The following is a 19,008-nucleotide window of genomic DNA, read 5'->3' on the forward strand; positions in this document are numbered from 1 at the left end:
GCGATCGAAGGAGAGCGCAAGCTTCGCACGCGCGCGCGCGCGATGGCGGCCGAGTGGCTGGGCAAGACGGTACGTTCCGCGTTGTTGCCGGCGCCGGCGGTCAGCCCAGCAGGTCGCCTTGCACGTCGGACATGACCTCGCCGCGCCGCGAGGCCAGCCGGTCGGCCAGACGCGTGGGCTCGGGCAGGCGATACGCGCGCAGCGTGCGCAGTGTCCACTCAAGCGCGCCCTGCATGGAGACGCGATGCCCGGGCGAGACGATCAGCGGGTTGCAGCGCGGCTTGCTGCGTAGCGCCCAACCGATCTGCATGCCTGCGAGCAGGATCGGGCTGTGCTCGCCGCGTTCGGGTCCGGGTTCGGTAAAGCTGCCGGCCAGACGCTGCTTGGCCACACCGATGCACGGCAGCCCGGTCACCACGCCGAAATGCGCGGCGATGCCCAACTTGCGTGGATGCGCGATGCCCTGGCCATCGATAAAGACCAGATCCGGCGTGCGCGAGAGCAACGCCAGTGCCTGCAGCAACGCAGGCAGTTCGCGAAAACTGAGCAGGCCGGGCACATACGGCATCGAGGTGGGCAAGCGCGCTACATGCGTTTCCAGCGGCAGCAGGGTGTGCGCATCCAGCAGCACCGCTGCGGCGCGCGTGGTCTGGCCATCGTCTTCGAAGCCGACGTCGAAACCGGCCAGCACCTGCGGTGCCGTACTGACTTGATCCTGTAACACCACGCGCTGTGCCAGTTGCTGTTGCAACTGTCTTGCCTGGAGGATGCTGCCGTCCCAGCCGGCAAAGACGGGAGTGTTCGTCGCTTGCATGGTCACAGCATCGCGCGCCGCACGTAGCGATCTCGTGCACGCCAGCAATGCGCTGGCTGCCGCTACAATCGCAGACTGATCGGCCCCCATCGGAGAACCTGAGTGACCCGCAAACTCGTACTGCTGCGCCATGGCCAGAGCCAATGGAATCTGGACAACCGTTTCACCGGCTGGGTGGATGTGGAACTCACCGAGCAGGGCCGCCAGGAAGCCGCCACCGCCGGCAAGCTGATGAAGGACGAGGGCCTGCAGTTCGATGTGGCCCACACCTCGGTGCTCAAGCGCGCCATCCACACGCTGCAGGGCGCGCTGAAGGAACTCGATCAGGACTGGCTGCCGGTGTCCAAGAGCTGGCGCCTCAACGAGCGCCATTACGGCGGCTTGCAAGGCTTGGACAAGGCCGAAACCGCTGCCAAGCACGGCGAGGAACAGGTCAAGATCTGGCGCCGTTCCTACGACATTCCGCCGCCGGCGATGGACGTCGACGATCCGGGTCATCCATGTCACGACCGCCGTTACGCCACGCTGGATCGCAATGCATTGCCGGGCACCGAGTCGCTGGCGACCACGCTGGTGCGCGTGCTGCCGTACTGGCACGACGCGATCGCCCCGCAGTTGAAGGCCGGGCAGACCGTGCTGGTGACCGCGCACGGCAACTCGCTGCGCGCGCTGTACAAGTACCTCAATGACGTCTCCAACGAGCAGATCCTGGAACTCAACATCCCGACCGGCATTCCGTTGTTGTTCGAGCTGGACGACGAGCTGCAGGTGCAGAACTTCCGCTACCTGGGCGACCCGGAAGCGGCCAAGCGCGCGGCCGAAGCGGTGGCAAACCAGGGCAAGGCGAAGTAAGCGCGGCGTTCGCTGGCTGCGTGCAGTGCGCGTAGCGCGTCGCGGGTTTCGCTTCGCGCGGTCGGATGACGCGTGCGGGTTTGAAGCGTGAGCGGTGCCTGTTCGTGGATCGAACAGGCACCGCATGCGTGTGTTCTTGCAGGGGAGACATGATGTCCGGCAAACGTAAAACGCAGCAGATGAGTGCCACCTACTGCCGCGCGTATCTGGTGACCTTGGGGCTGCTGTTGGCCGGTGGGGGCGGTGCGTTCGGCGTGCTGGCCAATGGCCGTGTGTCCGGTTCGGCGATGGGGGTAGCGCTGCTGATCTGCGTGGTTGGGGTGTTGCTGCTGGCGTTCGGGCTGTTTGGGCCGTCGCGGCAGATGGAATCCTGGGCGGACGCAGCGTCCGGGCATGAGGTCGCGTTGGTGCTGATGGTGTTGGCGTATCCGGTGTACCTGTTGATGGCACCGTTTTACGCACGCAAGTAACTGCATTCGATGGCGCGTCATGCGCCGGAAGGCAGCGTTCGATCAGTTGGCGACAGGACGTCATGAGCGCCCGGTTGGATGGCGCACAGATGATCTTTCCCCAAAGCGCGATCTCTGACGTCAGGGCGTCGTGGTGTCGCTGCAATGACTTGCGTGGTTGTCTTTCGGACGATCGCCTACTTTTCGACTGCGCATGACGCGGTCTTGTGCCTTGGAGAATTCAATGATGTTGAGCAAGTTCGCCCCGCTATCGCTTGCGGTGGCCATCGCGGTGATGCTGTCGGCATGCGGTAAATCCGATGACGCTGCAAAGCCGGCGTTTACTGCGCCACAGGCCGCGCCAACCAGGGTGGATGTCTCCAAGCTCGATGCGCCGATCGTGGCGTTCGGCATCAACGATCTGGATCCGGCCATCAACGCGTGCCAGGACCTCAACGGATTCGTCAACGCCAAGTGGCTCAAGGCCAACCCGGTGCCGCCCGATCGCACCAGCTGGGGCAGTTCCGAAGTGCTGGCCGAGCGCTCCTTGACCATCCAGCACGCGTTGGTGGAGCAGCTGGCGCGCGGCAATCTGTCGGCCGGTTCGGTGGATGCCAAGATCGCCGATCTGTGGCGCACCGGCTCGGACGAAGCGGCGATCGACAAGGCCGGCATCACGCCGCTGCAGCCGCAGTTGAAGGCGATCGACGCGCTGACCGATGCGCCGGCCATCGCGGCGTGGTTGCGCAATAGCTATGCGCAGGGCCAGGGCTTCATGTTCTCGTTCGGCGCCAATGCCGATTACAAGAATTCCGAACAGATGATCGCCTACGCGGGGCAGGGCGGTCTGGGCCTGCCCGAGAAGGGCTATTACACCGATCCGGCGCAGGCCAGGATCCGCGAGCAGTACGTGGCCTATATCGCACGCGTGCTGGAATTGTCCGGCGTTCCGGCAGCGCAGGCCGCCACCCAGGCCAAGGCGGTGATGGCGTTCGAAACGCGCCTGGCCAACGCCTCGCTGTCGCGCATCGAACTGCGCGACCCGGCCAAGCGCTACAACCCGGTCGATGTGACCGGTGCCAATGCGGTGACGCCACACTTCGATTGGCAGGCGTTTTTCACTGAGCTCGAGGTGCCGGCCGCCACGTTCTCGTTGAGCCAGCCGGGCTACTTCGCCGAGCTCGATGCGATGCTGGCCGACACGCCGGTGGATACGTGGAAGGCGTACCTGCGTTTCCACAGCGTGGATGAGGCGGCGCCGTATCTGGCCAAGCCGTTCGAGCAGGCCAACTTCGATTTCTACGCCAAGACGCTGCGTGGTCAAAAAGACATGCTGCCGCGCTGGAAGCGCACCTTGAACGCGGTCAACGAGGCGATGGGCGAGGCGCTGGGCCAGCTCTATGTGCAATCTGCGTTCTCGGCCGAGTCGAAGGAGCAGATGCAGCAGCTGGTGCAGAACCTGTCCGTCGCGCTCAAGGCGCGGCTGGAAAAACTCGACTGGATGAGCGCGGAAACCAAGCAGCGCGCGCTGGAAAAATGGGCCAGCTTCACGCCCAAGATCGGCTACCCGGATCAGTGGCGCGATTGGTCGGGACTGGAAACCCGTGGCGATGGGTTTCTGGCCAATATGCAGGCCGCGCAGGCGTTCAACTATCGCTACATGCTGGACAAGATCGGCAAGCCGGTCGACAAGCGCGAGTGGCATATGACCCCGCAAACGGTGAACGCGTACTACAACGCCACCCGCAACGAGATCGTGTTTCCGGCGGCGATCCTGCAACCGCCGTTCTTCGACCCCAAGGCCGACCCGGCGTTGAACTACGGGGGTATCGGCGCGGTGATCGGGCACGAGATGATGCATGGCTACGACGACTCGGGCAGCCAGTTCGATGCCAAGGGCAACTTCGATACCTGGTGGACCGATGCGGACCGCAAGTTGTTTACCCAACGCACCGATCAGTTGGTGGCGCAGTTCGATGGCTACGAGGCGGTCCCTGGCGTCAACGTCAAAGGCAAACTGACCTTGGGCGAAAACATCGGCGACCTCGGTGGCCTGACCGTGGCCTTCGATGCCTTGCAGATGGCGTTGAAGGAACAGCCGGACGCCAACAAACAGATCGATGGCTATACGCAGGATCAGCGCTTCTTCATGAACTGGGCCACGGTGTGGCGCCGCAACTTCACCGATGGCGAATTGCGCGTGCGCTTGAACACCGACCCGCATGCGCCGGCCAATTTCCGCGCCAATGGTGCGCCGTCGAACATGCCGGCGTTTGCGCAGGCATTCCAGTGCAAGCCTGGCGATGCGATGGTGCGTGGGGACAAGGAGCGCGTCGCGATCTGGTAAGCGTGATTGCATCCAGCGAGCACTGTTGCGGCAGTGCTCGCCGAAAACCCGCTGTTTTTGCGGGGTTTGTCGAGCTCGCTTGTGCGCTTGCGTCTGCACATCGGCATGCAGGAGCAGCGTCTAGACTGCCGCGCTGTGCATCACGGGGGCGGCAGTGACAAAGCGAAAGATGTTCAAGTGGATCGGCATCGGTGCGCTGGTGCTGGTGCTGGGCAGCGCGTTGTCGCTCTACGGTTACGGCCGCTTTGCCGATCGCCAGCGTGGCCCGGCGAGTCATGCGTTGCCAGCCACGGCATTGGCGACGCCGATCGATCAAGTCGTCGCGCCGCTGCAGCAGGCGCATCCCAATCAAACCGGCATGGTGATCCTGCCCGACAATATCGATGCGTTCGCGGTGCGCGCGCTCACCGCGCGCGCGGCCGGGCGCAGCCTGGATCTGCAGTACTACATCTGGCATGCGGACTTCACCGGCAACCTGTTGCACAACGAATTGCTGCACGCCGCCGATCGCGGCGTGCGCGTGCGTCTGCTGCTGGACGACATGAACATCCACGGCAGCGATTCGGTGCTGGCGGCACTCGATAGTCATCCGTTGATCGAGATCCGCTTGTTCAATCCCACCCGCGCGCGCGAAGGCACGTTGATGCGCGGCGTGGAGATGGTGCTGCGCATGTTCAGCATCAACCGACGCATGCACAACAAGGCCTGGATTGCCGATGGCCGCATTGCGGTGGTGGGTGGCCGCAATGTGGGCGACGAGTATTTCGACGCGGCGCGCGACACCAACTTCATGGACATGGACGCGGCGGTGATGGGGCCGACCGTGGGCCAGGCCGAGCAGGTGTTCGATGCGTACTGGAATAGCCCCAACGCCTTGCCGCTGGCTGCGCTGGTGACGGCAGAACCGCAGGCATTGGATGCGTTGCGTGGCAGTCTGGATGCCGGCCTGGAATCGGCACGCGCGCATCCGTATGTGGAGCGGCTGCGTCAATCGCCCAGCGTGCAGGCGTTGACGCACGGCGAGCGCCAGGTGCATTGGCTGGATCGGGCGCGCATCGTCTCCGACCCGCCGGAAAAGGCCGAGGGCGCGGCGCCGCAAGCGGACTGGATGACGCCGACCTTGATCGGCGAGATGGCGCACGCGCAGCGCGAATTGAAAGTGATTTCGCCGTATTTCGTGCCGGGTGAAGAAGGCATGCGCTGGATCGGCGAGTTGCGTCGGCGCAATGTGCGCGTCAGCGTGTTGACCAACTCCCTGGCTGCCAATGATGTCGTGGCGGTGCACAGCGGTTACGCCGATTACCGCGTGCCCTTGCTCACGCAAGGCGTGCGTCTGCACGAGCTCAAGCCGATGGGCAAGCCGGACGGCAGCCTGTTCGGGTCCAGCGGTGCCAGCCTGCATACCAAGGCGTTTGTGGTGGACGACAGCAGCGGTTTCATCGGCTCATTCAACCTCGATCCGCGCTCGATGAACCTCAATACCGAGATGGGTTTGCTGTTCGACGACCGCACTGTGACCGCAGAGTTGGAACGCTTGTACAGCCACAAGGTCAGTGCAGCGCTGAGTTATCGCGTGACCATGGACCAGGGCGAGCTGCGCTGGCACGACGATGCGGCGCAGCCGCCCGAGGTGTGGTCGCAAGAGCCGGCAGCGAGCGTGTGGCGGCGTGGCGCAGCGACGGTGATGGGCTGGTTGCCGTTGGAGTCGCAGTTGTAACGCCAGTGCTCTTCGCGCAGCGCGCTACTGCAGCTGCGTCACGATCTCGCGCGCCATCGCGCCCAGCGGAAGAATGCGGTCGGCGCCGCCGCGCTTGATCGCTTCCTTGGGCATGCCGAACACGATGCTGGTGTGCTCGTCCTGCGCCACGGTGCGTGCGCCGGCCTGACGCATTTCCAGCAGCCCGGCGGCGCCGTCGTCGCCCATGCCGGTCATGATGATGCCCAGTGCATTGCTGCCGGCGGCGCGTGCGGCCGAGCGGAACAGCACATCCACCGAGGGACGATGGCGGTTGACCGGCGGGCCTTCCATGACCTCGACGAAGTACTGCGCGCCACTGCGGCGCAGCAGCAGGTGCTTGCCGCCGGGCGCGATCAACGCGCGGCCCGGCATCACCCGATCGTTGTTGGCGGCCTCTTTCACTGCGATCTGGCACAAACCATTCAGGCGCGCGGCAAAGGCGGCGGTGAATTTCTCCGGCATGTGCTGCACGATCACGATGCCGGGGCACACGCGCGGCAACGCGGTCAGCACTTCTTCCAGCGCCTGGGTGCCGCCGGTGGAGGTGCCGATGGCGACGATGCGCTCGGTGGTCTGCGCCAGAGCGCGCCCGCTTTGCGCCGGCAGGATCACATCGGCGGTGTGTTTGACCTCCGCTTCCAGCGGCACCGCAGTGACACGCGCGGCCAGCCGCTTGACGTTGGCGCGTGCGGCGCTGCGCACGGTATTGACCAGTTCGTCGGCCGAATCGGTGAGGAATTGCTTGAGCCCCAGCCGCGGCTTGGTCACCACCGCCACCGCACCGGCGGCCAGCGCATCCATGGTGACGCGCGCGCCTTTTTCGGTGAGCGTGGAGCAGATCACTACCGGGGTGGGCCGCTCGCTCATGATCTTGCGCAGGAAGGTGATGCCGTCCATGCGCGGCATTTCCACATCCAGCACGATCACGTCCGGCCATTGCTTGCGCATCTTCTCGATCGCCAGCAGCGGGTCGGCCGCAGTGGAGATGACCTCGATGTCGGCCGCGTCGTTGAGCACGCTCACCAGCACCTGGCGCACCACCGCCGAGTCGTCGACGACCATGGCCTTGATGGTCTTGGTATTGGCAGCTGGGCTGGCGGCGGGGCGGTTGAAGGCTGTCGACACGGGCGATCCTTGGCTCAGGCCTTGCGGAAAATCGAGGGTGCCACCTGGACCAGATCGATGTCGAGTTCGCTCAGGCTTTCCGAATGGCCGATGCAGAAATGCCCGCCCGATTTGAGATTGGACAGCACGCGCAGGATCACCTCGCGCTTGGTCTGGCCATTGAAATAGATCATGACGTTGCGCAGGAAGATCGCATCGAAGCTGCCCAGCGCCGGCAACGCAGTATTGAGGTTGGCGTGCACGAACTTCACCCGATCGCGCAGCCGGCGTTCCACCAGCAAGCTGCCGTCGTACTCGCCCTGACCACGCAGGCAATAGCGTTTGAGATACGCCTGCGGAATGCCGTCGATGCGTTGCAAGGCGTAGTGCCCGGTGCGCGCCTTGGCCAGCACGCGGGTGCTGATGTCGCTGCCGACCACCTCGAACGCGCGGCCTTGCAAGGTGTCGTCCAGCACCATCGCCATGCTGTAGGCCTCTTCGCCGCTGGAGCTGGCTGCGCTCCAGCACCGGAACGGCAGGCCGCCACGATGGTCGCCGGCCAGCTTGCGCAGCAGCTCGAAGTGCTTGGGCTCGCGGAAAAAATAGGTTTCGTTGGTGGTCAGCAGGTCGATCGCGGTCTGGATCTCGGCGCGGTCCTGGCGGCTCTCCAGCAACTGCAGATACTGCGTGTAGTTGCTGAACTGATGTTCGCGCAGGCGCTTGCCCAGGCGGCCGCACAACATGGCTTTTTTGCCGGAGGAAATGCTGATGCCGGCCGCTTCGAAGATGAAGCGCTGGAAGCGGCCGAATTCCTGTTCGGTGATGGCGGTGGCGGTGCTCATGGCTCAGGCGACATCCGCATCGCTGGCCAGCGCGCTGTCGCTCAGGCGCGCGATGCGCACGGCGTGTTCGCGCCACCATTCCGACAGCATCGGCCCGGGCATCGGCGAGCCCATCAGATAGCCTTGCGCCAGATCGCAGCCGAGCTCGCGCAGCAGGCGCCAGTCCTCGGGTGTTTCCACGCCTTCGGCCACGGCAGTCAGTTCAAGCCGGTGCGCCAGTTCCAGGGTGGATTCGAGCACGGTGCGCTGGCTGCGGCTGCGATGCGCCGCATGCACGAAGCTGCGGTCCAGTTTGAGTTCGGTGAACGGAATGCTGGCCAGGCGCTGCAGCGAGGAGAAACCGGTGCCGTAATCGTCGATCGACAGACCAAAGCCATGCAGACGCAGTCGTGCCAGCATGCTCAAGGCATTGGCCGGCTCCACGATGGCGCTTTCGGTGAGTTCCAGCACCAGATCGGCAGGGCTCAGGCCGTTGTCGCTCAGCTTGGCGCACAGCTGCTCGAGAAAATCCTGCTCGCTGAGCAGATTGGGCGAAAGGTTCAACGCCAGCGTCAGCTGGAATCCTTCTGCACGCCAGTCCACCAATTGCGCAATCGCCTTGTCGATCACCTGCTGGGTCAACGCATGGATCAAGCCTTCGCGTTCGGCCAGTGGAATGAAGCGGTCCGGCCCGATCATGTCGCCTTGCGGGCGGCGCCAACGTGCGAGCGCTTCCACACCGCGCAGCCGGCCATCCTTGAGATCGAGTTTGGGTTGGTAGGCCACACGGATTTCGCCGCGTCGCATGGCGCGGTCCAGGCGCGACGCGGCGGCGCCACCGCTGGACATCAGGGTCGAGATCACAGCCGGTGCCAGGACCTGCGCGTCTGTGGCCAGCTCAGGCTCGCACTCCAGCACAGTGGCCAGATCCTGCAGATGCATCGGCTTTTCGATGCCGCCGAGCACGCGTACGCCGGCGCTGCGGCTGAGCTGCATCACCGCATCGATCAAGGCGCCACCGCGTTGCGAGACCACGATCACCGGCACGCTGTAGTTGCCGCGCGCCAATGCATCGAGCAGCTGCACGCCGTCCATGCCTGGCATTTCCAGATCGATCAGCAGCAGCGATGGCGCGATGGCGCTGCTCAACCAGGCCAGCGCTGCGTGGCCATCCACTGCACCGTCGACCGCAACGGCGCCGAGTTGGCGGCACAGCGCCATCGCATGTTCGCGCTGGACCACGCTGTCGTCGACGACCAACACCGGGCCGTCCAGCGCGCAGCTGCAGGAGAGAAGGGTGGGGCGCATGGGAGTCCTTGCGTGCATGCGGAGCATGTCAGGCCGCCAGCTCGGCGACAGGAAGCTGGGCGAGGGTGTCGTTGCTCAGCACGGCATCGGCATCGAGCAGGATCACGAAGCGCTCGCCGATCTTGGCCATGGCCTGGATGAAATCGCGGGCGATGCCGGCGCCGAAGCTGGGCGCGCCGGCGATGTCATCGGGCGCGATGTCCAGCACTTCGCTGACCGCATCCACCAGCAAGCCGAGCACCTGCTGCGTACCGCCATGGGCGATCTCCACGATCACGATGCAGCTGCGCTTGGTGATTGCGCTGGCGTTGCGGCCGAAGCGTTGCTGCAGATCCACCACCGGCACCACTGCGCCACGCAGGTTGATCACTCCACGCAGGGCCGGCGGCATCATCGGTACATCGGTCGGCACGCGGTATTCGATGATTTCCTTGATGCCGAGAATGCCCAGGCCGAACATCTCCGTGCCCAGCAGAAAGGTCAGGTATTGCTGCGGTGCCGTCGATGACGGCGCATTGGTGGTGCTGGCTGCGCTGTGCGATTGCATCGTCGGTTCCTCAGAAGCTGGCGAACTGCGATTCGTCGATCGCATCGGCGGTGGCAGCCACTGCGCTGATCTGGCGCACGTTGGTGCGCCGCGGTGGCGCGCTGAGCGCGGTGCTGCTGCTGTGCGGCGCGATCCGGCGCGGGCCCGGCTTGCTGCTGCCTGAAGCCACGGCGCGGCCGCCATTGCCGAGCCGGAAGAAGCCCATCAGCTGCTGCAGCTGTTCGGCCTGCGCGCTCATTTCCTCCGAGGTGGCGGCGAGTTCTTCGGCATTGGCAGCGGCCGATTGCGTGGTCTGGTTCAACTGTCCAACGGCGGTGTTGATCTGGCTGACGCCAGCGGTCTGCTCTTCGGAGGCAGCGGCAATTTCCTGCACCAGGTCGGAAGTGCGGCGGATCGAGGGCACCATCTCGCCGAGCACGCGTCCGGCGCTTTCGGCCAGCTCCACGCTGGAACCGGCCACCTCGCCGATTTCCTGCGCGGCGATCTGGCTGCGCTCGGCCAGCTTGCGCACTTCCGCCGCGACCACCGCAAAGCCCTTGCCGTGTTCGCCGGCACGCGCGGCCTCGATGGCGGCGTTGAGCGCGAGCAGGTTGGTCTGATAAGCGATGTCGTCGATGATGCCGATCTTCTTGGCGATGTCCTTCATTGCCACCACCGTGGCGCGCACGGTGTCGCCGCCATCTGCGGCTTCGCTGGCGGCCTTGGCGGCCATGCTGTCGGTGACGCGTGCGTTCTCGGTGTTCTGTGCGATGGAGGCGGTCATCTGTTCCAGCGAGGCGCTGGTTTCTTCCACGCCGGCCGCTTGCTCGCTGGCGGCCTGTGCAAGCGCCTGCGCAGTGGCACTGACCTGTTCGGAGGCGCTGGCCAGGTTCTCGGCATTGCGGTTGACCTCATCGACGATCTCGGTCAGCCGGCTCATGGTGGTGTTGACGTAGCGCTGCATGTCGGCGAATGCGCCTTCGTAGCGGCCTTCCACGGTGTGGGTGAGATCGCCCTCGGCCATCGCGCCCATCACCTGGATGACTTCGGAGATGCTGCGCAGGTTGCCGCGCGCACGCTCCACGGTGTCGTTGATGAAGGCCTTCTTGCCCGGCAGCTGCGCCAGCGGGGCATCGAAGTTGCCGCGGCCGAATTCGGCCACCACGCCCATCGCCAGTTTCTTCACCGCGATATGCGCGCCCACCATCTGGTTGATGCCGGTGGCCATGCTGCGGAAATCGCCATCGAAGCCGCTGCTGTCGATCACCACATCGATATCGCCGGCTTCGTGTTCGGCCGACATGTGGTTGATCTCGCGGATCAAGCCGGTGAGGCTGCCGCGCACCTGTTCCAGGGTGTCGTTGATGAAGCGCTTCTTGCCCGGCAGCAGCGGCAGCTGCGCGGTGAAGTTGCCGCGGCCGAACTCGGCCACGCAGGCGATGGCCTGCTTCTTGACTGCGATGTGGCTGGCCACCATCGCATTGATGCCTTCGGCCATGCGGCGGAAATCGCCGGTGAAGCGTTGCGTGTCGATGACCACGTCGATGTCGCCGGCATCGTGTTCGCTCGCCATGCGGTTGACCTCGGCGACCATGCCGGTGAGGTTGCCGCGGATCTGGTCGACGATCTCGTTGATGAAGGCCTTCTTGCCCGGCAGGCGCGCCAGCTCGGCGGAGAAGTTGCCGCGCCCGAACTCGGCCACGCAGGCCATGGCCTGTTTCTTCACCGCGATGTGGTTGGCGACCATGCGGTTGATGCCTTCGCCCATCGTGCGGAAGTCGCCATCGAAGCGCGCCACGTCGATGCGGACATCGATCTCGCCGGCGTCGTGTTCCTGCGAGACGCGGTTGATCTCCTCGTTGACATGGCGAATGCTGCTTTGCACCTTGCGCAGTGCACGCAACACCTCGCAGGCCTGCTCATCGCGCACCCGCGGCATGGCCACATCGAAGTTGCCGCGCGCGAATGCGTCCAGCGTGGTGGTGGCGATACTCAGCGAGTCGTTGGCGATGCGGATCGACCAGGCCAGCAATGCGCCGCTGACGAGTGCGGCCACCACGCTGGCGGCGAGCAGGGCGCCGTGCGACAGCGTCAGCGCAAAGCCGGCCACGACCACGATGACGGGCAGAACAAGAGCGAGGGCGGCGGTAAACCACAACTGGGTGGCGATCGGGAGACGGTGTGACATGGCGGCAGCTTCCTGGGGTCAGGGAACAACGAAGAACGCGGTGATGTGGGGAATGACGGTGCGAATGCTCAGGCCGCCAGGGCGTCCTGCTGTGGATGCAATTGCTGGATCAGGCTGGGCACATCCAGAATCAGCGCGACATCGCCGCTGCCCAGGATGCTGGAGCCACTGATGCCTTTGACCTGTGCGAAGACCTTGGACAACGGCTTGATCACGGTTTGCCATTCGCCCAGCAAGGTGTCCACGACCAGGCCGAAGCGCTGCGCGCCCTGGCGGATCACCACGATGCTTTCTCGTGCCGGCGTCTTGCCGCCGAGCGCGAACAATTCGCGCAGACGCACATACGGCAGCACGCTGCCGCGCAGATCGATGTAGTCGCTGGCGTAGTCGGGCGTGAACTCCGCGCATTCCTCCACCACATCCAGCGGCACCACGAACACCGATTTGCCGACACCGACCTGGAAGCCGTTGATGATGGCCAGCGTCAGCGGCAGCCGCACCGAAATGGTGGTGCCCACGCCGGCGGTGCTGTCGATCTCCACAGTGCCGCGCAGCGCGGTGATGTTGCGCTTGACCACGTCCATGCCCACGCCGCGCCCGGACAGGTTGGTGACTTTTTCGGCAGTGGAAAAGCCCGGCTCGAAGATCATCGCGAACACTTCGCGGTCGCTGAGCTGGCGGCCGGCCTCGATCAGGCCGCGTTCCAGCGCCTTGGCCAGGATGCGGTCGCGGTTCAAGCCGCCGCCGTCGTCGGTGATCTGGATGACGATGCTGCCGGAGTCGTGATAGGCGTTGAGGCCCACGGTGCCGCGTGCGGGCTTGCCGTGTGCCACGCGCACGTCGGCCGGTTCGATGCCGTGATCCATCGCGTTGCGCACCAGATGGGTGAGCGGGTCGCCGATTTTTTCCACCACCGACTTGTCCAGTTCGGTGTCTTCGCCGGCCACCACCAGCGCGATGTCCTTGCCGAGTTCGCGCGCCACGTCGTGCACCACGCGCTGGAAGCGGCTGAAGGTGCCGCCGATCTTGACCATGCGCAGTTGCAGCGCGCTTTCGCGCACGTCTTCCACCAGACCGGCCAGGATCGAAGCCGATTCCAGCAGCTGTGCGTCGCCGGTGCGCTGTGCGTTGGCGTTGGTGCCGGCCACCGCAATGATGAGTTCGCCGACCAGATCGATCATGCGGTCGAGTTTGTCGGCGTCCACGCGGATCGAGCGCGCTTCGGCGTTGCGTGAGGCACCTTCCTGGGGGGCGCGTGGCGGCGTTGCAGCAGAGGTTGAATTCGGAACCGCAGCGAGCGTGCTGGCGACCGGTGCAAGCGCTGCAGGCTCGCTGACGAGAAGAGCGGCAACATCGGTCGGTGCCGGCACCGAGGTGATCTCCAGATCGCAATCCTCGCGCACGAACTCGAACACTTCTTCGATTGCGGCGCGGTCGGCATCGCTGCGCAACAGGATCTGGAAACCGAGATAGTTGGCTTCCGGATCGAGCGCTTCGAAGCTCGGCAATTGGCTGTAGTCGGTGCTGATCGATTCGACCGACCCCAGGCCGCGCAAATTGCGAATCAGCTTGAGCGGCGAGTTGCCGAAGCGCAGCGCATCGGCAAACAGCGTCAACGAAATACGCCAGTAACCACTTTGTTTTTCAGGTGTGCCGAGCTGGATGGCGGCCTCAGTGACGCCGCACACGCTGCCTTGCAGATAGGTCTGCAACTGCGCGAGCAACGGCTCGGCCTCGGTCGCCAGTGCGGCCGCATCGGCGTGGCTTGGATCGGCCGCGGTTTCCACCAAGGCGTGGATGTGGTCGCAGCACACCAGCAGCAGCGCGATCAATTCAGAGCTCAGGCTCAGCGCTTCATCGCGCACCAGATCCAGCACGCTTTCCAGCACATGGGTGAAGCCGACCAGCTGCGGCAGATCGAACAACCCGCCCGAGCCCTTGATGGTATGCGCCGCGCGAAAGATCGCGTTGACCGCATCGGGCGAAGACTCGCCACGCTCGGCTTCGAGCAGATGGCGTTCCATGTCTTCGAGCAGATCCCGGCTCTCGGCCAGAAAGGTCTGCATCAGCTGGTTCATGTCCATGCGCGTGTTACCTGTCCGTTAGTGAATGCGTTCGCCGAGGCACGCGACCGCATGCGGGTACAGTGCTTCGAGCAGGCCGAGCAGTTCGATCACATCGACCACCGCACGGCTGGAATCGGTGAGCGAAAACGGCCGCCCATCGGCCTGGATCGCCTGCTTGGTGGCCAGCAGCAACTGCAGGCCGGTGGTGTCGATCTCGCTGACCGCAGCGAGGTCCAGATGCAATCCACCCGGATGCAGCAATGCCGGCTGCAAGAGCGGCTTGAGTTCTGCAGCGCGACGGATCGTCATCTCGCCTTCCAGGGCGAGTGTCAGCGGCGCGGGTAGAGCGGACAGTGGCGTGTTCATTGGTGCCTCAAGCGATGCGATGGCGCACGGATGCGCGCCATGACGCGGAAGAAGGTCGCTCCGGCGTGGGCTTGCGTGGGCAGCTCTGCACACGGGGACATGCCGGTCTATGCAGGTATCGGCGCGCGGCAGGAATATTTAGGCAAAATTCAGCGCGGTGACGGATTTGAGGAATCCATCACTGCCTGGGCATTAATTGCTCAGGTTTGTCGCAAGCAGGCTCGGGAGTCGAATGTCCCGGACAGTCCTGCAGGACAGATAGCCGCATGTCGGTCGAATTCTTTAATGCATGCGGGATGGGTGTTCTGCAGTGTCACTGCAGAAAATGCGCATTAAAAAGGCAACACGTGTCGTGGGCCGACAGCGCTGAGTGCGATGGGTTTTAGTGAAAATGCCGCATCGAGTTCGCATATCCTTGCGCAGCGATTACAACGCGATTGACGCGTCCTTGCGTCGTCTATTGTCGAGATCGGTGCGCCAAGCAAACGCAACCGATGAAGCAGGGTTTTTATCTCGGCGCCAGCATCGTCAACAATCCGCGCGCGGCGTTGAAACGATCCGCACCTTCCGGTAGCGGCAGCTTGATGCGCAGCTTGTCCGGGCCGTCCATGGTGTAGATCTTGGGCTGCTTCTGGATCATCTGGATCACCGCGACCGGGTCGATCGCCGGTTTTGCTTCGAAGACCAGACGGCCGCCGTTTTCGCCCAGATCCAGCTTGCGCACACCCAGCGCATTGGCCTGCAGCTTGAGCTCGGCAATGGCGAACAGATGCTTGACCGGATCCGGCAGCAGGCCGAAGCGGTCGATCATCTCCACCTGCAACTCGCGCAGGGCATCGCTGTTGCGCGCACTGGAGATACGCTTGTACAGCGTCAGCCGGGTGTGCACGTCGGGCAGATAATCTGCGGGGATCAACGAGGCCACATGCAGCTCGACCTCGGCACCGCGCACTTCGTCGCCGGCATCCAGATCGGGCAGGTTGCCCTGGCGAATACTGCGCACCGCGCGTTCCAGCAGCTCGGTGTAGAGGCTGAAGCCGACCTCGGCCATCTGCCCGCTCTGGTCTTCGCCCAGCAGCTCGCCGGCGCCGCGGATTTCCAGATCGTGCGTGGCCAGGGTGAAGCCGGCGCCGAGCTCGTCCATGGAGGCGATCGCTTCCAGACGCTTCTCGGCATCGGCGGTGATCGAGCGACGGTCCGGCACCACCAGATACGCGTAAGCGCGGTGATGCGAACGACCGACGCGACCGCGCAACTGATGCAACTGGGCCAGGCCGAAGCGATCGGCGCGGTTGATGATGATGGTGTTGGCGTTGGGAATGTCGATGCCCGATTCGATGATCGTGGTCGACAGCAACACATTGAAGCGCTGCTTCTGGAAATCCAGCATCACCCGCTCCAGCTCGCGTTCGGGCATCTGCCCATGCGCGATGCCGATGCGCGCCTCCGGTACCAGTTCGGACAAGTCGCGCTGCATGCGCACGATGCTTTCCACATCATTGTGCAGGAAATACAGCTGCCCGCCACGACTGAGCTCGCGCTGGAAGGCCTCGCGCAACAATGCGTTGTCCCAGGCAGTGATGAAGGTCTGCACGGCCAAGCGGTTCGGCGGCGGGGTGGCAATGATCGACAGGTCGCGCAAGCCGGCCATGGCCATATTCAGCGTGCGCGGGATGGGTGTTGCGGTGAGCGTGAGCAGATGCACGTTGGCGCGCATCGCCTTGAGCGCTTCCTTCTGCCGCACGCCGAAGCGCTGCTCTTCGTCGACGACGACCAAGCCCAGATCCTTGAACTTCACGTCTGGCTGCAGCAGGCGGTGCGTGCCGATGATGACGTCGATATCGCCGCTGGCGACCTTCTCCAATTCGGCCTTGATCTCCTTGGTGCTCTTGAAGCGCGAGAGCACTTCCACCTTCATCGGGTAATCGGCGAAGCGGTCGCGGAAATTGCGGTAATGCTGCTCGGCCAGCAACGTGGTCGGCACTAGCACAGCAACCTGCTTGCCGGCGCTGGCCGCAGCGAACGCGGCGCGCACCGCAACCTCGGTCTTGCCGAAGCCCACATCGCCGCAGACCACGCGATCCATCGGCTGGCTGCTGCCCAGATCGCGCAACGTGGCATCGATGGCGGCCAACTGGTCGGGGGTTTCTTCGAACGGGAAACCGGCCGCGAACGGCTCGTACATCGCACGGTCCACCTGCAAGGCCAGACCGGCACGTGCGCGTCGGCGGGCCTGGATTTCCAGCAACTCGGCCGCCACGTCGCGCACTTTTTCGGCCGCCTTGCGCTTGGCCTTGGTCCATTGCTCGCCGCCCAGCGAATGCAACGGTGCGGTCTCGGCCGAGGCGCCGGAATAACGGCTGATCAGATGCAGCTGCGCCACTGGCACATACAGCCGGTCGCCCTTGGCGTATTCGATTTCCAGGAACTCGCCGGGCATGCCGCCGGCATCGAGCACGATCAGCCCGCGATAGCGGCCCACACCGTGGTCTTCATGCACGATCGGCGCGCCTTCGGACAACTCGCCCAGATCGCGGATGATCGCTTCCGGCTCGCGCCCCACACGTCGCGTGCGACGCGGCTGGTTGGCCCGCTCGGGAAACAGCTGGCGCTCGGTCAGCACCGCAATCTGCGGGGTGTCCAGCGCAAAGCCGTCTTCCAACGGCGCCACGGTAATGCCGAAGCGCAGCTTGGGCGCGGCCAGGAAGGCGGGCAGATCGGCGACGACCTCCGGCTTCAATTGCGCGGCGGCCAGCACTTCCATCAAGGCTTCGCGGCGACCGGCCGAATCGGAGGCCACCAACACGCGGCCCGGGTAATGGCTCAGGAACGAGGCCAGCGCCTGACCGGCAGGGGCGTCTTTTGCAGCCACCGGCAGCGGCGGCAACGGTTGGTCGCCAAGCGCGGCGGCTTCGTCGATGCGCGGATGGTCGCTGGCCCAGACTTCGATGCGGGCCAGCTTGTTGAGCCGCTCGCGCAATGCATCCGGCGATTGATACAGCTCGTCCGGCGTCAGCAGCGGGCGCTCCACATCGTGGCGGCGTTGCTCGTAGCGGTCCTGCGCCTGCGCCCAGAACGTATCGGCCGCGTTGGACACGCCGGTGGCGATCAACGGCAGCGTGCGCTTGTCCAGATAATCGAACAAGGTGGCGGTCTTGCTGAAGAACATCGGCAGGTAATACTCGACGCCCGACGGCGCCAGGCCCGACTTCAGATCCTGATACAGCGCGCTGCGCCGGGTATCCACATCGAAGCGTTCGCGCAGGCAGGCCAGCACGCGTTCGATGCTGGCATCGTCCATCGGCACTTCGCGGCCGGGCAGCAATTTGACCGCATCGACCTTGTCCAGCGAGCGCTGCGATTCCGGGTCGAAGGCGCGGATCGAGTCGATATCCTCGTCCAGCAGCTCCACGCGCAACGGCGTGGCTTCGCCCATCGGAAACACGTCCAGCAAGCCACCGCGCACCGCGAAATCGCCTGGGTCCATCACCTGCGGCACATTGCGGTAGCCGGCGCTTTCCAGGCGGCGTTTTTCCGCATCCAGATCCAGCCGCTGCCCGACCTTGAGATCGAAGCTGCCGCCGACGATATAGCTCAGCGGCGCCAACTGCTGCATCAGCGTCTGCACCGGCACGATCACCACACCCTTGGTCAGTGTGGGCAGGCGATGCAGCGCGGCCAGACGCTGGCTGATGATTTCCGGGTGCGGGCTGAACTGGTCGTAGGGCAGGGTTTCCCAATCGGGAAACGGCACCACCGGCAGCGTGGCGTGTTCGCCGAGCAGGGCATGCAGATCCGATTCGATCTGGTGCGCACTCTGGTTATCGCGCGCGATCACCAGCAGCGGGCCGGCATGCGCCTCGGCGGCGCGAGCGATCGACCAGGCCAGCGCAGTCGGCGAAGACGGGGCGCGCCAATAGGCACGAAGCTGGCCAGACTTGGGCAGCGGCGGAGAGGGGAAGGTGGTTGGCGACGGCATCAGCCGGCAATTTTACCAGAGCGCCCGCTGCGACCGGTCCATCCGGTGTGAAAGCGGGCGTCTGGCCCCCTGCGCAGAAGGGCGCTGCAGGGTCTAGCGTTACGTACCGCCTTTCTGGCACCCGGCAAACCTTTGCAAACACCCCGTGGTGCAACATGCAGTCGGAGGCGTAGGTCAAAAGCCCGGTTGGTCGAGCGCGCGGTGCCCTCACCGCTCGCGGGACACGCCGCAAGTACGTCCATGTAGGCTCGGTGGCGGCATCCATGCCGCCACACGGTCCCGCAAGCGGTGAGGGCACCGCACCAGACAGTCAGTCAGTTGTTTATTAAAAGCTTGTAGGTTGCTCGGCTTGTTTTGAGAAGCTGAGCGGACGCGCCGTTATCCAAGCAACGCAGGTCGTGCTTTGCTTGCACCCTGCACACCGCCCATCTCGACTGGTCCTTGCCCGCT

The 19,008-nt window shown here is 64.6% G+C and carries 14 protein-coding genes; 5 read left to right on the forward strand and 9 right to left on the reverse strand.

Annotation, left to right across the window (positions count from 1 at the left end):
- Positions 1 to 100: 100 nt before the first annotated feature.
- Positions 101 to 946 (reverse strand): deoxyribonuclease V, encoded by an 846-nt coding sequence (nfi, locus tag XcyCFBP4188_RS02285; protein WP_006453350.1) that lies wholly within the window; start codon positions 944 to 946, stop codon positions 101 to 103.
- Here nfi and gpmA point away from each other — a divergent pair.
- The 4 genes from gpmA to XcyCFBP4188_RS02305 all read left to right on the forward strand — a co-directional run bounded on the left by gpmA (position 917) and on the right by XcyCFBP4188_RS02305 (position 6,179).
- On the forward strand, positions 917 to 1,666 hold the full coding sequence (gpmA, locus tag XcyCFBP4188_RS02290) for a 2,3-diphosphoglycerate-dependent phosphoglycerate mutase (RefSeq protein WP_006453349.1): 750 nt from the start codon (positions 917 to 919) through the stop codon (positions 1,664 to 1,666). The two genes, nfi and gpmA, sit on opposite strands and share 30 nt — an antisense overlap.
- A gap of 152 nt (positions 1,667 to 1,818) precedes the next feature.
- Positions 1,819 to 2,136 (forward strand): hypothetical protein, encoded by a 318-nt coding sequence (locus tag XcyCFBP4188_RS02295; RefSeq protein WP_023904570.1) that lies wholly within the window; start codon positions 1,819 to 1,821, stop codon positions 2,134 to 2,136.
- A gap of 223 nt (positions 2,137 to 2,359) precedes the next feature.
- Positions 2,360 to 4,462: a M13 family metallopeptidase gene (locus XcyCFBP4188_RS02300; RefSeq protein WP_104591556.1), complete on the forward strand. Its 2,103-nt coding sequence runs from the start codon at positions 2,360 to 2,362 to the stop codon at positions 4,460 to 4,462.
- A gap of 154 nt (positions 4,463 to 4,616) precedes the next feature.
- Entirely contained in the window at positions 4,617 to 6,179 is a 1,563-nt protein-coding gene (locus tag XcyCFBP4188_RS02305; RefSeq protein WP_104591557.1) for a phospholipase D family protein, read from the forward strand.
- Between the two features lie 24 nt (positions 6,180 to 6,203).
- Here XcyCFBP4188_RS02305 and XcyCFBP4188_RS02310 read toward each other — a convergent pair whose 3' ends face one another.
- The 7 genes from XcyCFBP4188_RS02310 to XcyCFBP4188_RS02340 all read right to left on the reverse strand — a co-directional run bounded on the left by XcyCFBP4188_RS02310 (position 6,204) and on the right by XcyCFBP4188_RS02340 (position 14,579).
- Entirely contained in the window at positions 6,204 to 7,343 is a 1,140-nt protein-coding gene (locus XcyCFBP4188_RS02310; protein WP_043911542.1) for a protein-glutamate methylesterase/protein-glutamine glutaminase, read from the reverse strand.
- Positions 7,340 to 8,146, reverse strand: a complete 807-nt coding sequence (locus XcyCFBP4188_RS02315; RefSeq protein ID WP_006453344.1) for a CheR family methyltransferase — start codon at positions 8,144 to 8,146, stop codon at positions 7,340 to 7,342. The genes XcyCFBP4188_RS02310 and XcyCFBP4188_RS02315 overlap by 4 nt, the downstream gene beginning before the upstream one ends.
- A 3-nt stretch (positions 8,147 to 8,149) precedes the next feature.
- Entirely contained in the window at positions 8,150 to 9,433 is a 1,284-nt protein-coding gene (locus XcyCFBP4188_RS02320) for an EAL domain-containing response regulator (RefSeq protein ID WP_043911536.1), read from the reverse strand.
- 28 nt (positions 9,434 to 9,461) lie between these two features.
- Complete coding sequence (locus tag XcyCFBP4188_RS02325; RefSeq protein ID WP_074057901.1) at positions 9,462 to 9,980, reverse strand: chemotaxis protein CheW; 519 nt, start codon at positions 9,978 to 9,980, stop codon at positions 9,462 to 9,464.
- 10 nt (positions 9,981 to 9,990) lie between these two features.
- On the reverse strand, positions 9,991 to 12,147 hold the full coding sequence (locus XcyCFBP4188_RS02330; protein ID WP_046932612.1) for a methyl-accepting chemotaxis protein: 2,157 nt from the start codon (positions 12,145 to 12,147) through the stop codon (positions 9,991 to 9,993).
- Positions 12,148 to 12,215: 68 nt separating this feature from the next.
- Complete coding sequence (locus tag XcyCFBP4188_RS02335) at positions 12,216 to 14,231, reverse strand: chemotaxis protein CheA (RefSeq protein ID WP_006451386.1); 2,016 nt, start codon at positions 14,229 to 14,231, stop codon at positions 12,216 to 12,218.
- A gap of 18 nt (positions 14,232 to 14,249) precedes the next feature.
- Positions 14,250 to 14,579 carry an STAS domain-containing protein gene (locus tag XcyCFBP4188_RS02340; protein ID WP_006451387.1) on the reverse strand — a complete coding sequence of 110 codons (330 nt, stop codon included), beginning with the start codon at positions 14,577 to 14,579 and terminating at the stop codon, positions 14,250 to 14,252.
- Between the two features lie 39 nt (positions 14,580 to 14,618).
- Here XcyCFBP4188_RS02340 and XcyCFBP4188_RS22465 point away from each other — a divergent pair, with 39 nt between their 5' ends.
- Positions 14,619 to 14,915, forward strand: coding sequence for a hypothetical protein (locus tag XcyCFBP4188_RS22465; RefSeq protein ID WP_139051593.1), 297 nt, complete (start codon positions 14,619 to 14,621; stop codon positions 14,913 to 14,915).
- Between the two features lie 172 nt (positions 14,916 to 15,087).
- Here the strand turns inward: XcyCFBP4188_RS22465 and mfd are convergent, their stop codons facing one another.
- The gene (gene mfd / locus XcyCFBP4188_RS02345; protein ID WP_006451388.1) at positions 15,088 to 18,558 is read right to left on the reverse strand and encodes a transcription-repair coupling factor; all 3,471 of its coding nucleotides are present in this window, start codon (positions 18,556 to 18,558) and stop codon (positions 15,088 to 15,090) included.
- Positions 18,559 to 19,008: the final 450 nt, after the last annotated feature.

The sequence above is a fragment of the Xanthomonas hortorum pv. cynarae genome, assembly GCF_002939985.1.
In the GTDB taxonomy this organism is placed as follows: domain Bacteria; phylum Pseudomonadota; class Gammaproteobacteria; order Xanthomonadales; family Xanthomonadaceae; genus Xanthomonas; species Xanthomonas hortorum_D.

What these genes read in the sequence shown, in the direction of transcription:
- XcyCFBP4188_RS02320 (WP_043911536.1), bottom strand. Translation starts at nt 9,433, where the DNA reads ATGCGCCCCACCCTTCTCTCCTGCAGCTGCGCGCTGGACGGCCCGGTG.
- XcyCFBP4188_RS02340 (WP_006451387.1), bottom strand. Translation starts at nt 14,579, where the DNA reads ATGAACACGCCACTGTCCGCTCTACCCGCGCCGCTGACACTCGCCCTG.
- XcyCFBP4188_RS02300 (WP_104591556.1), top strand. Translation starts at nt 2,360, where the DNA reads ATGATGTTGAGCAAGTTCGCCCCGCTATCGCTTGCGGTGGCCATCGCG.
- XcyCFBP4188_RS02315 (WP_006453344.1), bottom strand. Translation starts at nt 8,146, where the DNA reads ATGAGCACCGCCACCGCCATCACCGAACAGGAATTCGGCCGCTTCCAG.
- XcyCFBP4188_RS22465 (WP_139051593.1), top strand. Translation starts at nt 14,619, where the DNA reads ATGACGCGGAAGAAGGTCGCTCCGGCGTGGGCTTGCGTGGGCAGCTCT.
- mfd (WP_006451388.1), bottom strand. Translation starts at nt 18,558, where the DNA reads ATGCCGTCGCCAACCACCTTCCCCTCTCCGCCGCTGCCCAAGTCTGGC.
- XcyCFBP4188_RS02330 (WP_046932612.1), bottom strand. Translation starts at nt 12,147, where the DNA reads ATGTCACACCGTCTCCCGATCGCCACCCAGTTGTGGTTTACCGCCGCC.
- nfi (WP_006453350.1), bottom strand. Translation starts at nt 946, where the DNA reads ATGGCGCAGCAGTACGAGTTTGCGGGTCACTCAGGTTCTCCGATGGGG.
- XcyCFBP4188_RS02335 (WP_006451386.1), bottom strand. Translation starts at nt 14,231, where the DNA reads ATGGACATGAACCAGCTGATGCAGACCTTTCTGGCCGAGAGCCGGGAT.
- XcyCFBP4188_RS02295 (WP_023904570.1), top strand. Translation starts at nt 1,819, where the DNA reads ATGTCCGGCAAACGTAAAACGCAGCAGATGAGTGCCACCTACTGCCGC.
- XcyCFBP4188_RS02325 (WP_074057901.1), bottom strand. Translation starts at nt 9,980, where the DNA reads ATGCAATCGCACAGCGCAGCCAGCACCACCAATGCGCCGTCATCGACG.